Here is a 13,221-nt window from a genome sequence, read left to right on the forward strand (position 1 = left end):
CCGACCCCTCCCCGCAAGGGGGAGGGGAGATGAACAACAACCGCCGCGCCGCAATGGCTGCTGGCAGCGAAGGAGCTAATCAGATGACCTTCAAGAACTTCAAAGTCGAGACCGACACCGACGGCATTGCGCTCGTCACCTGGGATCTGCCCGGCAAGTCGATGAACGTGCTCGACGCCACGACGATCGAGGAACTCGGCGCGATCGCCGAGCAGACCAGTAAGGACGCCGCGGTCAAGGGCGTGGTGATCACTTCGGCCAAGGAGGCGTTCTGCGCCGGCGCCGATCTGTCGATGCTGGAGGGCATGAACCAGCAGTTCGCCCAGATCCGCAAAGACAAGGGCGAGGAAGCCGCCCAGAAGATGCTGTTCGATGAGAGCCGCAAGCTGTCGCAGATCCTGCGCGGCATCGAGACCTGCGGTAAGCCGTGGGTCGCGGCGATCAACGGTCTGGCGCTCGGCGGCGGCTTCGAAGTCACGCTGGCCTGCCACTATCGCGTCGCAGCCGACAATCCGAAGACCCGGCTCGGCCTGCCCGAGATCAAGGTCGGCCTGTTCCCGGGCGGCGGCGGCACCCAGCGGATTCCGCGCATTGTCGATCCGCAGAGCGCGATGACCATCCTGCTCAAGGGCGATCAGATCAAGCTCGACAAGGCCAAGGCGCTGAAGCTGGTCGACGCCGTGGTGCCGGCAGCCGAGCTGATCGACGCCGCGAAGGCGTGGATCAAGAACGGCGGCAAGGCGGTGGCGCCGTGGGACGAGAAGGGCTTCAAGCTGCCCGGCGGCCCGGTGTTCTCCAAGCAGGGCATGATGATGTTCCCGGCGGGCAATGCCATCTATCGCCGCGAGACCTACGACAACTATCCGGCCGCGCGCGCGATCATGAGCTGCGTCTATGAGGGCCTGTTGGTTCCGATCGACGTCGCGCTGCGCATCGAGTCGCGCTACTTCGCGCACGTCCTGCAGACCAAGGAAGCGGCGGCGATGATCCGCAGCCTGTTCCTGTCGATGCAGGAGCTGAACAAGGGCGCGCGCCGCCCGCAGGGCGTGCCGCCGACCAAGGTCAAGAAGCTCGCCATCATCGGCGCCGGCTTCATGGGCGCCAGCGTCGGCTACGTCTCGGCCAAGGCCGGCATCGAGGTGGTGCTGATCGATCGCGACCAGGAGAGCGCCGACAAGGGCAAGGCGCATTGCCAGTCGGTGATCGAAGGTCTCATCAAGAAGGGCCGCGCCAAGGAGGTCGACCGCGACGCGCTGATGTCGCGGATCACCGCAACCGCAGACTTTGGTGCGATCTCGGATGCCGACCTCGTCATCGAAGCGGTGTTCGAGGATCGCAAGGTCAAGGCCGAGACCTACGCCAAGGCGCAGCCGCTGCTGAAGGAAGGCGCGATCTTCGCCTCCAACACCTCGACGCTGCCGATCAACTCGCTGGCCGAAGAGTTCAAGGATCAGTCGAAGTTCATCGGCATCCACTTCTTCTCGCCGGTCGAGAAGATGATGCTGGTCGAAGTGATCCTCGGCAACAACACCAGCGACGCCACGCTGGCGGCCGCGCTGGACTACACCCGCCAGATCGGTAAGACCCCGATCGTGGTGAACGACAGCCGCGGCTTCTTCGCCAACCGCTGCGTGCTGCGCTTCACCGCCGAAGGTCTCGAGATGCTGATGGAAGGCGTCCCAGCGCCGATGATCGAGACCGCCGCCAAGATGGCCGGCATGCCGGTCGGCCCGCTGTCGCTGGCCGACGAGGTGGCGCTCGACCTGATCCTGAAGATCATGAAGGCGACCGAAGCCGATCTCGGCGAACAGGCGGTCGATCAGCAGCAGAAGAAGCTGATGGTCGAGCTGGTCGAGAAACAGGGCCGGTTCGGCCGCAAGAACGGCAAGGGCTTCTACGTCTATCCGGAGAAGGGCAAGGGTCAGAAGAGCCTGTGGGACGGCATCGCCGCGCTGCAGCCGAAGCACCTCGACCCCGACACCATCGACGTCGAAGAGCTGAAGCAGCGCTTCCTCGCCGTGCAGGCGGTGGAAGCCGCGCGCACCGTCGAGGACAACGTCATCGTCGATCCGCGCGAGGCCGATGTCGGCTCGATCCTCGGCTTCGGCTTCGCGCCGTTCACCGGCGGCACGCTCAGCTACATCGACTTCATGGGCACCAAGGAGTTCGTGGCGCTGTGCCACAAGCTCGAGGGCAAGTACGGCTCGCGCTTCACCCCGCCGAAGCTGCTCGAAGACATGGCCAAGACCGGCGACACCTTCTACCACCGCTTCGCCCCGAAGAAGCAGGCGGCGGCGTAAGGGCCGGGCACAGCCCTCATCCTGAGGAGCGCGCTCTTGCGCGCGTCTCGAAGGATGAGGAGCCCGGGGCTTCATGGTTCGAGACGGCGCTACGCGCCTCCTCACCATGAGGGTTTTGCAAATAACAAGGGCCGGATCATCGCGATCCGGCCCTGTTTATTTTCGTCGTCGTCTCACCTCGTCATTGCGAGGAACACCCGGATCGGCGCTTCGCGCCGTCCGAGCACAGGCTCCGCGACGAAGCAATCCAGCTTCGTGCTCGGCGCTGGATTGCTTCGCTGCGCTCGCAATGACGCTGCTGGGAAAGCGCTCACGCCTTCTGCATCAGCCCTTCTCGCTGCATCGCTTCCTGCACCTTCGGGCGTGCGGCGACGCGGGCCTTGAAGGCGGCGAGGTTGGGGTAGGGGGCGAGGTCGATCTTCATCCGGTCGCACCAGCTCAGGATCACGAACAGGTAGCCGTCGGCGACCGTGAACGACGAGCCCATCAGGTAGTCCTTGCCGGCGAGCTGCTTGTCGACGTAGCCGAGGTGGCGGGCGATGCGGTCCTTGAAAAAATTCTTGGCGTCCTCGCCGAGCGTCGGGGCGAACAGCGGGCCGAAGCTCTTGTGCAGGTCGGTCGAGATGTAGTTCAGCCACTCCTGCAGCCGGTAGCGTTCAATCGTCCCGGCCTTGGGCGCGAGCTTTCCGGAGCCTTCCTGGTCGGCGATGAACTGCACGATCGCCGGTCCCTCGGTGAGCACGCCGCCGTCGTCGAGGCCGAGCGCCGGCACCGAGCCCTTCGGGTTGATGGCGGCGTAGTCATCGCCGTTCTCGAGCTTCTTCGCCCGGAGGTCGACTTTGACGAGGTCGAACTGCAGGCCGGCCTCGCTGAGCGCGATGTGCGGCGACAGCGAGCAGGCGCCGGGCGAATAATACAGCTTCATGGGCGGGTCCTTCCGAGCCGGGGTGAGTGTCGGCGATGAAATGCAGATGCATGAAACTGTCAAGCGCGGCCCGGTCGCCGGTCAAGCCTGCGATGGACCGACGAGCCCGCGGGTGCGGCGGAAGATGTCGCCGAGCCGGCGAAACAGAGCGGCGCGGGCGCTGGTGGTCCGCCACGCCAGCACCACCCGGCGCGGGCAAGCGTCAGGTAGCGGCGCGATCGCCACGTCCTGGCCACCGATCACGCCAGCGTCGAGCGCCAGATCGGGGAGCAGGGTGATCCCCAGGCCCTCGCTCACCATCGAGATCAGCGTCGGCAGCGAAGTGGCCGAGAAGCTCTCGTCCTGCTCGATGTTGCGATCCGGAAAGGCGCTGAGGGCGTGGCGCTGCAGGCAATGGCCGCGCTCCAGCAGCATCAGCCGCGCCCCGTCGAGCTGCGCGCCGCGCACCGGCTCCGGCCCGAAGCTGCCCGGCGGTGCAGCCAGGTGATAGCCGTCCTCGAACAGTTCGATCGTCTCCAGCCCTTCGGCTTCGAACGGTAGCGCGAACAGAATCAGGTCGAGCCGGCCGCGCTGCAGTCCGTCGAGCAGTTGTTCGGTCATCTCTTCGCGCAGCAGCAGGCGCAGCTTCGGGAAGACGCGGCGGATTTCAGGGAGCGCACGCGGGATCAGATACGGGCCGATGGTCGGGATCGCGCCGAGCCGCAGGTCACCGCTGTCCGGAGCGCCCTCGGCGGCGGCCAGCGCCTCGATCTCCTGCGCGGCCAGCAGCAGCGCGCGGGCGCGCTCGGCGATGACCGCGCCGATCGGCGTCAGCAGGACCGAGCGCTTGGTGCGTTCGGCCAGCACCACGCCGAGCCGGTCCTCCAGTTCCTTCAGCCCGGCGCTGAGGCTGGGCTGGGTCACGAAGCACGCCTCGGCCGCGCGGGAGAAATTCAGGGTATCGGCAACGGCGACCAGGAAGCCGAGCTGCCGCAGGGTGATGGCAGGAGACATAGAAATAGGCTATCACAGATACAAATATAATCAATTTCACCAATGAGATCGCCTCGCCTACATCCGCAGTGCCCGGGACCTCCCGACCGCCAGGAGACTGCAGATGATCGAATTCGCAACGCCCGCCCCACAGCTCAACGCCCCCGCGCCTGCATTCAATGCACCGACCACCCACGGCCCCAAGACGCTGGCCGACTACGCCGGCAAGTGGCTGATCCTGTTTTCGCATCCGGCGGATTTCACCCCGGTCTGCACCACCGAATTCATCGCCTTCGCTAAAAAGCACGACGCGTTTGCGGCGCGCGGTGCCGAACTGCTCGGCCTGTCGATCGACAGCCACTACTCGCACATCGCCTGGATGCTCAACATCAAGGAGAAGTTCGGGGTCGAGATCAGATTTCCGATCATCGCCGATCTCAGCATGACCGTGGCCCGGGCCTACGGCATGATCCAGCCGGGTGCGTCCGACACTTCCGCGGTGCGCGCCACGTTCCTGATCGATCCCGAAGGCAAGCTGCGCGCGATGGTCTACTACCCGATGATCGCCGGCCGTTCGGTCGACGAGATCTATCGGCTGCTGGTGGCGCTGCAGACGGCCGACGCCAACAAGTGCGCGATGCCGGAGAGCTGGCAGCCGGGCGATGCGGTGATCGTGCCGCCGCCGTCGACGGCGGCCGCCGCGCTCGCCCGTGCCGGTGAGGGCTACGACACGGTCGATTGGTATTACTCGACCCGCACCCTTTGAGGCTCGCGCAAGCTCCGGTACGCGCCGGGGCTACTCCTTCAACTCACTCGTCTGATCACCACGGAGGACCAAGCCATGACCAATGCTGCGCAGACCACGACCGAAGCCCTCTCCCGCGTCCTCGGCCGCACCTTCGGCCTCTATGTGCAAACCCACGGCTACCATTGGAACGTCGTCGGCCCGGAATTCCGCCGTCTGCACGCTGCGTTCGAGGAGCAATACAACAACCTCTGGAACGCGCTCGATGACATCGCGGAACGAATCCGCAGTCTCGGCGCTCATGCTCCTGGTTCGCTGGCTGAACTGACGGCGTTGGCGGGGCCGGCACCGGCGCCGACGCAGTCCGCCGAAGCCATGGTCGGCGCGTTGATTTCGGGCCACGAGGCGCTGACCGACGAGCTGCGCCGCGCGATCGCCTCGGCGCAACAGGACGGGGACGAGCCGACGGTGGGACTGTTGAGTGATCGCCTGGCCTGGCATCAGAAGCAGCTCTGGATGATGAAAGCCGGCCGCGCCTGAAGATCGCCGCGGCGCCCCCTCCTGAACGGCGGGCGCCGCGGTCTACCGACACCGGAGAATCGAACGATGAGCAAGCCGATCGTGAAGCCGTTCTGGGACCAATCCACCGGAAGCTGGCAGTACGTGTTTCACGATCCGGATACGATGCAGGGCGCTGTCGTCGACCCGGTGTGGAACTACGACCCGAAAGCCGGCGCCACATTCACCCGCAGCGTCGACGAGATCGTGACCTATGTGCGAGAGGCCGGCATCGACATCGTGTGGGTGCTCGACACGCATCCGCACGCCGATCATTTCTCGGCGGCTCCGCTTCTCGCCGAACGCCTGAAGGCACCGACCGGAATCGGCGAGCGCGTCACCGAGGTGCAGAAGCTGTGGCAGAAGATCTATCATCTGCCGGAGTCGTTTCCGACCGACGGCCGCCAATGGGATCGGCTGTTCGCGGACGGCGACGTCTTCATGGTCGGCGACATTCCGGTGCGGGTGATGTTCTCACCCGGGCATACATTGGCGTCGGTCACCTATGTGGCCGGCGACGCCGCCTTCGTCCACGATACGCTGATGATGCCGGACAGCGGCACCAGCCGCGCCGATTTTCCCGGCGGATCGTCGAAGCAATTATATGCCAGCCTGCAGCGTATTCTGGCGCTTCCCAACGATACCCGGCTGTATGTGGGGCACGACTATGCGCCCGAGGGGCGCGACGCGCAGTGCATGGCGACGGTTGCCGAACACAAAGCGCGCAACATCCATCTTGCCGGCGGTCGCACCGAAACGGAGTTCTGCGCTGTCCGGGATCAGCGCGACGCGTCTCTGCCGCTGCCGAAATTGATGCTGGCGGCGCTGCAGATCAACATCCGCGGCGGTCGCAAGCCCGCGCCGGAAGCCGACGGGCGCTCGTACTTGAAGATTCCGCTCGACTATTTCGAGCCGCGCTGATCGCACCGCCCACGCGGCCGGAAGCCGGAAGCCGGAAGCACCCGGTCGTTGCACCGGTGTCTTCCGGCCTTGGCGCCATTTCTCGCGCTCGCCCATCCAGTCCGAGCCGCCGTCACCCGATCCTGGGCCGAAAGCAGCATTGTGAGGCTGCGATCTTGGCTTTCCCGGCGGCTGGCATTAAATGCGATTGCATGGAAGACACGCGATTGCCGCCTTTGCGGCCCGTGCGCTAGAGTTCGTGCGCACCATGGATGGAGCGATGAAACGCAAGCCGTCGACTGAGGCCACTGCCGCCTGGGTCCGCCTGATGCGGGTCCGGAGCCGGGTGTTGGACGCGGTCGAGCAGGATCTGAAGAAGGCGGGCTTCCCGCCGCTGGCCTGGTACGACGCGCTGCTCGAATTGTCGCGGGCGCCGGGCGGCGAGATGCGCCCGGTCGAGCTCGAAAGGCAGATGCTGATCCCGCAATATTCCACCTCGCGCCTAGTCGACCGGCTGGTCGACGAGCGGCTGGTGGTGCGCCGCGAATGCCGCAGCGACAAGCGCGGCCAGTTCGTGGAAATCACCGAGGCGGGACGCGAATTGCAGAAGAAGATGTGGGCCGCCTATTCGGCGGCGATCGAAAAGCACGTCGGCTCGAAATTATCCGATGCCGACGCCGTCCGGCTGTGCGGGCTGCTCGACCGGCTCGGCTGCTCGTGCGACGGCTCCGCCGCTGCGCTCGATGCGCGAGACACCGCAGTCTCGCGATGATAAACAGCTCTCGCTTCGTGTTCGCGGTTGCTTCCGGCCGCGGCTTCCACCACCTCGCGTCGCCCGATCCCGCGCGCTACTTCCGGACCCCCCATGGCGCGTGACCAACTCGATATGACCCCGCTGAATTCGCGTGACGAACTGGTCGCGTGGCTCGAAGCGGGCGTGAAATCGCCGGCTGACTTCCGCATCGGCACCGAACACGAAAAGACCCCGTTCACGCTCGACGGCCATCATCCGGTGCCCTACGAGGGCGCCCGCGGCATCGGCGCCCTGCTCGAAGGCATGCAGATCCTGCTCGGCTGGGAGCCGATCATGGAAGGCGCGCACATCATCGGACTGCACGACGTCACCGGCGGCGGCGCGATCTCGCTGGAGCCGGGCGGCCAGTTCGAATTGTCCGGCGCGCCGGTCGAGACCGTGCACCAGACCCATGCCGAGCTGATGGCGCATCTGGCGCAGGTGCGCGAAGTGGCGACGCCGCTGGGGATCGGCTTCCTCGGCCTCGGCCTGACGCCGTCCTGGTCGCGGGAGCAAATCCCGGTGATGCCGAAGGGCCGCTACAAGATCATGACCAACTACATGCCGAAGGTCGGCCGTTACGGCCTCGACATGATGTATCGGACCTGCACGGTGCAGACCAATCTCGACTTCTCCTCGGAAGCCGACATGGTCAAGAAGCTGCGGGTGTCGCTGGCGCTGCAGCCGGTCGCGACCGCTTTGTTCGCCAATTCGCCGTTCACCGAAGGCAAGCCGAACGGTCTATTGTCGTTCCGCTCGGAAATCTGGCGCGACACCGACAACGATCGCTCCGGCATGCTGCCCTGGGCGTTCGAGGACGGCATGGGTTTCGAGCGCTGGGTCGACTACGCGCTCGACGTGCCGATGTACTTCGTCAAGCGTGGCGACGACTATATCGATGTTGCCGGCTCGTCGTTCCGCGATTTCTTCGACGGCAACAACGACAAGCTGCCCGGTGAGCGGCCGACGCTGTCGGACTGGGCCAACCATCTGTCGACGATCTTCCCCGAGGTGCGGCTGAAGCGGTATCTGGAAATGCGCGGCGCCGACGGCCAGCCGTGGGGCCGCCTGACGGCGCTGCCGGCGTTCTGGGTCGGTCTGCTGTATGACGACACCAGCCTCGATGCGGCCTGGGAACTGGTCAAGGGCTGGAGCGCCGAGGAGCGTCAGACGCTGCGGGACGAGGTGCCGCGGCTCGGCTTCAAGGCCAAAATCGGCAATCGCTTCCTGTTCGAGATCGCCAAGGATTGCATGGTGCTGGCGCATGCCGGGCTGCGTCGCCGCGCCCGGATCGATGCCACCGGCCTCGACGAATCGCGGCATCTGGCGCCGCTCGATCGGATTCTCGATAGCGGCCACACCCCGGCCGAGGAGATGCTCGAGAAGTACCACGGCGCCTGGCGGGGCTCGGTGGAGCCGGCCTACGAGGAATATGCGTTCTGAACGCTAGCGGACCGAGGCCGCGCTGGCCTGTGCCGTTCATCCGCCATACAGGTTGCCGGCCGTCAGATGCGGCCTCGGGGCTGCGCCGCGGACCGGCCTGATGTCTATCGGCCAGGGGTCCGGGCCTAACGCGAAAGCAAGTCTGAATGCGAAGCGGCCTGCTCAGGGCATGTTGGCTCGTGCTCGCCGTGGCTGCGGCGGCGCTGTCGCCGCACGCCTCGCACGCGCAGGCCAATATCGACCGGATCGGCGGCGACTATCTGCGCACGCCGGTGACAAGCGGAGATCCGGCCGAATGCGCGCTGATGTGCGAACGCGACAAGCGCTGCCGGTCGTGGACCTTCAGCTATCCACGCTCGCCGGAAGACGGTGCGATGTGTTGGCTGAAGAGCACGGTTCCGCCGCGTACGCCGAATTCGTGCTGCGTGTCCGGCGTCCGCGGCGCCGGAGTGCTGGAGCCGCGCAACGATTCCAACGAGGTCTCGATCGACCGCTTCGGCGGCGATTATCGCAATTTCGAGCTGAAGTCCGGCGAGGGCGACGAGGCCTGCAAGGCGGCGTGCGTCGACGAGCACAAATGCCGGGCCTGGACCTATGCCCGTCCCGGCTATGTCGGCCGCAATGCCCGCTGCTTCCTGAAAAGCCAGATCAAGCCGCCGCGGCGCAAGCCCGGATTTATTTCGGGCGTGGTACGCTGACGCGCGAAACGCCGCGTCTCAATGCACCTTGGTGAAGAACCGCGCCACCCGGAAGCCGGACAGCCAGTCGCTGACCGGCTGGTGGCGAACGCCGGGATTCCACGAGCCGACGATGGCATCGACCCGGCCGACCAGATCGTCGATCGGGACCATGCCGACGCCGCCATCGCGCACCGGCACGCGGCTGTCGGCGGAATTGTCGCGGTTGTCGCCCATCACGAACAGATGGCCGGCCGGCACCGTGACTTCCGGCATGTTGTCGAGTCGGCCGTTATCGTACAGCTTGAAGATCGGGTGGGCGACGCCGCCGGGCAGTGTCTCGATGTAGCGCGCGGCCGTTTCGGAGGAACCGTTGTCGTCCTCCGCGCGACCGACGCCGTCCGGCGTCACCTTGGCGGCTTCGCCGTTGATGAAAACCCGGCCGCCGTCGATCTGCACCCGATCGCCAGGCAGACCAACCACGCGCTTGACCCAGACCTCAGAGCGGTCGCCGGCCCAGCGAAACACCACGACGTCGCCGCGGTGCGGCGTGGCGCCGAACACCCGGCCGCTCTCCGGCACCGAAACGTGGATCGGCAGCGATGCGGTCGAATAGCCGTAAGGATATTTCGAAGCGAGCAGCGCATCGCCGATCAGCAGCGTCGGCTCCATCGAGCCGGACGGCACGTAGAACGGCTCGGCCAGCGCGGCCTTGCCGACCAGCACGATCGCCACCACGGCGACGAGCTGCGTGAGCTGCGAGCCCCAGCGCCGTGCCGGCGCGCTTTCCGAATTCGTCTCCGACGTCATCCGCCGGTGCCTCCGATCGTGATCCTGTCCATCCGCAGCGTTGGCTGGCCGACCCCGACCGGCACGCCCTGGCCGTTCTTGCCGCAGGTGCCGATGCCGTCGTCGAGCTGCATGTCGTTTCCGATCATGGAAATGCGGTGCAAATCGGTCGGCCCGTTGCCGATCAGCATCGCGCCCTTCAGCGGCGCGCCAATCTTGCCGTTTTCGATCCGGTACGCCTCGGTGCACTGGAACACGTATTTGCCTGAGGTGATGTCGACCTGACCGCCGCCGAAGTTCACCGCGTAGATACCGTTTTTCACCGAGGCGAGGATTTCGGCCGGGTCGCGCTGTCCGGCCAGCATGTAGGTGTTGGTCATCCGCGGCATCGGCACGTGGGCGTAGGACTGCCGGCGGCCGTTGCCGGTCGGCTTCATGCCCATCAGCCGGGCGTTCTGGCGATCCTGCATGTAACCGGTGAGGATGCCGTCCTCGATCAGCACGGTGCGGCTGGTCGGGGTGCCCTCGTCGTCGATCGACAGCGAGCCGCGCCGCGCCGAAATGGTGCCGTCGTCCACCACGGTGACGCCCTTGGCGGCGACCTGCTGGCCGAGCAGGCCGGCGAAGGCCGAGGTCTTCTTGCGGTTGAAGTCGCCCTCCAGGCCATGGCCGACCGCCTCGTGCAGCATCACCCCGGGCCAGCCCGGGCCGAGCACCACGTCCATCTCGCCGGCGGGCGCCGGGACCGATTCCAGATTGACCAGCGCCTCGCGCAGCGCGCCGTCGGCGGCGTCGCGCCACGCCTTGGTCTCGATGAACCGCGCATAAGGCTCGCGGCCGCCGTAACCCTTGGAGCCGCTCTCCTGGCGGTCGCCCTGGCCGGCGACCACCGAGACGTTGACGCGCACCAGCGGACGGATGTCGCGATAGCTCTCGCCGTCCGGACGCAGGATCTCCACCACCTGCCAGGTCGCGCCGACCGACACCGACACCTGCCGCACCCGCGGATCCTTGTCGCGCACATAGGCGTCGATCTCGGCCAGCAGCTTGACCTTGGCCTCGAAGCCGGGCGCATCGAGCGGGTTGTCGTCGCCGTACAGCCGCACATTGGTGTGCGGCGGCGCCACCGACAGGCTGCCGCTGTAATCGCCACGCACCGCAGCAACCGCATCCGCCGCCCGGATCAGCGCCGGCAGCGACACGTCGGAGGAATGCGCATAGCCGACCGCGTCGTCCTTAACGGCGCGTAAACCGAAGCCCTGCGCGGTGTCGTAGGTCGCCTGCTTCAGCCGGCCGTTGTCGAACGCCAGCGCCTCGGTCTGGCTGTATTCGAGAAACAGCTCGCCATCGTCCGCCCCGGCCAGCCCGCGCGCGATCTCGCGCCTCACCTCGTCGCGATCGAGATTGGCGCGGTCGATGAGCGAGGTCTGGGCTGGGTTGGTCATGAGGTTCTGTTCCCGAAGTTGTTCGGGGCACAAGATAGGCGCTCGGCAGGTGTTCTGCGAGGGGGTGGCGACAGGCTTTGCCGCACGTCCGCACCAGCGAGATAAATATGCTATGCTTCTCGAATGGACTATCGCGGGATCATCACGCTCGAGCCGGGCAAGCGCGGCGGTCGGCCCTGCATTCGCCACATGCGGGTCGCCGTCGCCGATGTTCTGGGATGGCTCGCGGCGGGGCAAACGCCGCAGCAGATTCTAGCCGACTTCCCGGAACTGACCGAGGACGACATCCGGGCGTCGCTGGCTTACGCCGCGGATCGTGAGCGGCGTCTGAATCACTGAGATTCACGCGCCCAGCCACAGTTTCAGAATTTCGATGAGTTCGCGGGCGACGCTCAGCAACGCGAACAAAACGTCCAGTACACGATTCCAATCAATCGGAAATTTGGGTCCAACCATTCTTCTCTCCTGATCCGGTCGGAATGCTGTCGCTTCCCGATCAGGTCCGCTGTACGGGCGTGATGGTTGCCGCCACCCGTCCGGTTGGCCGATCTCCTTTCCGAGAAGGTGCTCGGTAGCGGCGCCAAAAATACTTGTTGGGGGTGCTTGCATTTATATCGCGCGCGATATAAATCACCGTCCATGAAATCGCCCCCGACATCGTCACGCGCGCCGCGATCGGCCGACAAGCAGAAGCTGGAGAACCAGCTCTGCTTTGCGCTGTACTCGACGCTGCTCGGGGTCAACAAGGTGTATCGCGCACTGCTGCGCGAGTTCGACCTGACCTATCCGCAGTATCTCGTGATGTTGGTGCTGTGGGAAAGGGACCAGCTCAATGTCTCGGAGATCTGCGATCAGCTCTATCTCGAGACCACCACGCTGACGCCGTTGTTGAAGCGGCTAGAAGCGCGCGGGCTGATCAGCCGGCGGCGGTCTGCCGAGGACGAGCGGCAGGTGATCGTCGGCCTCACCGAGGAGGGACGCGCCCTGCGCCAGCAGCTCAAGCATGTTCCGGACTGTCTCGGCGCCGCGATGGGCGGCTCGCTCGACGACATCGTCGAGCTGCGTGACAAGCTGACCAAGGTCCGCGCCAAGCTGTTTCAGGCGGCGTGACGCGGAAAGGGCGGCCGGACAAATCGACAAACGGTACCGAAAATATCGTGCGCGATAATTATGTGGACGATCTAAATCGATCACCAGAGTTCCAGACCCCTCAACCCGAGAAGGACCACACCATGTCAGTCGAGAAAGTTCTCTACCGCGCCACCGCGACCGCCACCGGAGGCCGTGACGGCCGCGGCGTCAGCAGCGATGGGCATCTCGACGTCGCCCTCACGACGCCGAAGGAGCTCGGCGGCGGAGGCGGCGCCGGCACCAATCCGGAGCAGTTGTTCGCGGTCGGCTATTCGGCCTGTTTCCTCGGCGCGATGAAGTTCGTCGCCGGGCGCGACAAGCTGCCGATCCCGAAGGACGTCAGCGTCACCGGTTCGGTCGGCATCGGCCCGATTCCGACCGGCTTCGGCATCGAAGTGGAGCTGAAGATCAGCCTGCCGGGCATGGATCCGGCCCAGGCGCAGACGCTGGTCGACCGCGCCCACATCGTCTGCCCGTATTCCAACGCCACGCGTGGCAACATCGACGTCACGCTGACGCTGGTCTAATGGCTCGCTGCCGCCT

Annotated in this window: 14 protein-coding genes; 10 read left to right on the plus strand and 4 right to left on the minus strand. The window is 65.8% G+C overall.

The annotated features are described in order from the left end of the window. Positions 1 to 83: 83 nt before the first annotated feature. Complete coding sequence (locus DU475_RS00005) at positions 84 to 2,300, plus strand: 3-hydroxyacyl-CoA dehydrogenase NAD-binding domain-containing protein (RefSeq protein ID WP_164629977.1); 2,217 nt, start codon at positions 84 to 86, stop codon at positions 2,298 to 2,300. 310 nt (positions 2,301 to 2,610) lie between these two features. Here the strand turns inward: DU475_RS00005 and gstA are convergent, their stop codons facing one another. Together gstA and DU475_RS00015 are read right to left on the minus strand one after the other, a co-directional pair. Then, positions 2,611 to 3,225 carry a glutathione transferase GstA gene (gstA, locus tag DU475_RS00010; protein WP_164629979.1) on the minus strand — a complete coding sequence of 205 codons (615 nt, stop codon included), beginning with the start codon at positions 3,223 to 3,225 and terminating at the stop codon, positions 2,611 to 2,613. A gap of 81 nt (positions 3,226 to 3,306) precedes the next feature. Next, complete coding sequence (locus DU475_RS00015; protein ID WP_142881834.1) at positions 3,307 to 4,218, minus strand: hydrogen peroxide-inducible genes activator; 912 nt, start codon at positions 4,216 to 4,218, stop codon at positions 3,307 to 3,309. A 103-nt stretch (positions 4,219 to 4,321) separates the two neighbouring features. On the opposite strand from DU475_RS00015, the gene DU475_RS00020 reads away from it, so the two are divergent. From DU475_RS00020 to DU475_RS00045, 6 genes are all read left to right on the plus strand, one after another. After that, on the plus strand, positions 4,322 to 4,963 hold the full coding sequence (locus DU475_RS00020; protein ID WP_013500768.1) for a peroxiredoxin: 642 nt from the start codon (positions 4,322 to 4,324) through the stop codon (positions 4,961 to 4,963). 75 nt (positions 4,964 to 5,038) lie between these two features. Next, positions 5,039 to 5,482 carry a Dps family protein gene (locus tag DU475_RS00025; protein ID WP_164629981.1) on the plus strand — a complete coding sequence of 148 codons (444 nt, stop codon included), beginning with the start codon at positions 5,039 to 5,041 and terminating at the stop codon, positions 5,480 to 5,482. A 66-nt stretch (positions 5,483 to 5,548) separates the two neighbouring features. Continuing rightward, positions 5,549 to 6,421 carry an MBL fold metallo-hydrolase gene (locus DU475_RS00030; RefSeq protein ID WP_142881836.1) on the plus strand — a complete coding sequence of 291 codons (873 nt, stop codon included), beginning with the start codon at positions 5,549 to 5,551 and terminating at the stop codon, positions 6,419 to 6,421. A 259-nt stretch (positions 6,422 to 6,680) separates the two neighbouring features. Further along, complete coding sequence (locus DU475_RS00035) at positions 6,681 to 7,172, plus strand: MarR family winged helix-turn-helix transcriptional regulator (protein ID WP_164629983.1); 492 nt, start codon at positions 6,681 to 6,683, stop codon at positions 7,170 to 7,172. Positions 7,173 to 7,265: 93 nt separating this feature from the next. Then, positions 7,266 to 8,636, plus strand: coding sequence for a glutamate--cysteine ligase (locus DU475_RS00040; RefSeq protein ID WP_164629986.1), 1,371 nt, complete (start codon positions 7,266 to 7,268; stop codon positions 8,634 to 8,636). Positions 8,637 to 8,782: 146 nt separating this feature from the next. Next, the gene (locus DU475_RS00045) at positions 8,783 to 9,334 is read left to right on the plus strand and encodes a PAN domain-containing protein (protein ID WP_041807070.1); all 552 of its coding nucleotides are present in this window, start codon (positions 8,783 to 8,785) and stop codon (positions 9,332 to 9,334) included. An 18-nt stretch (positions 9,335 to 9,352) separates the two neighbouring features. Here DU475_RS00045 and lepB read toward each other — a convergent pair whose 3' ends face one another. Then, a complete protein-coding gene (lepB, locus tag DU475_RS00050; RefSeq protein WP_164629988.1) occupies positions 9,353 to 10,123 on the minus strand; it encodes a signal peptidase I in 771 nt (256 codons plus the stop codon). Further along, positions 10,120 to 11,547 (minus strand): metalloprotease TldD, encoded by a 1,428-nt coding sequence (gene tldD / locus DU475_RS00055; RefSeq protein WP_013500775.1) that lies wholly within the window; start codon positions 11,545 to 11,547, stop codon positions 10,120 to 10,122. Before tldD ends, lepB begins: the two co-directional genes overlap by 4 nt. A 123-nt stretch (positions 11,548 to 11,670) precedes the next feature. Here tldD and DU475_RS00060 point away from each other — a divergent pair, with 123 nt between their 5' ends. The 3 genes from DU475_RS00060 to DU475_RS00070 all read left to right on the plus strand — a co-directional run bounded on the left by DU475_RS00060 (position 11,671) and on the right by DU475_RS00070 (position 13,205). Continuing rightward, on the plus strand, positions 11,671 to 11,886 hold the full coding sequence (locus tag DU475_RS00060; RefSeq protein WP_047308288.1) for a DUF433 domain-containing protein: 216 nt from the start codon (positions 11,671 to 11,673) through the stop codon (positions 11,884 to 11,886). 300 nt (positions 11,887 to 12,186) lie between these two features. After that, complete coding sequence (locus tag DU475_RS00065) at positions 12,187 to 12,657, plus strand: MarR family winged helix-turn-helix transcriptional regulator (RefSeq protein WP_164629989.1); 471 nt, start codon at positions 12,187 to 12,189, stop codon at positions 12,655 to 12,657. A gap of 122 nt (positions 12,658 to 12,779) precedes the next feature. After that, entirely contained in the window at positions 12,780 to 13,205 is a 426-nt protein-coding gene (locus DU475_RS00070; RefSeq protein ID WP_047308290.1) for an organic hydroperoxide resistance protein, read from the plus strand. Positions 13,206 to 13,221 lie beyond the last annotated feature (16 nt).

Source organism: Rhodopseudomonas sp. WA056 (assembly GCF_010906995.1).
GTDB lineage: Bacteria > Pseudomonadota > Alphaproteobacteria > Rhizobiales > Xanthobacteraceae > Rhodopseudomonas > Rhodopseudomonas palustris_G.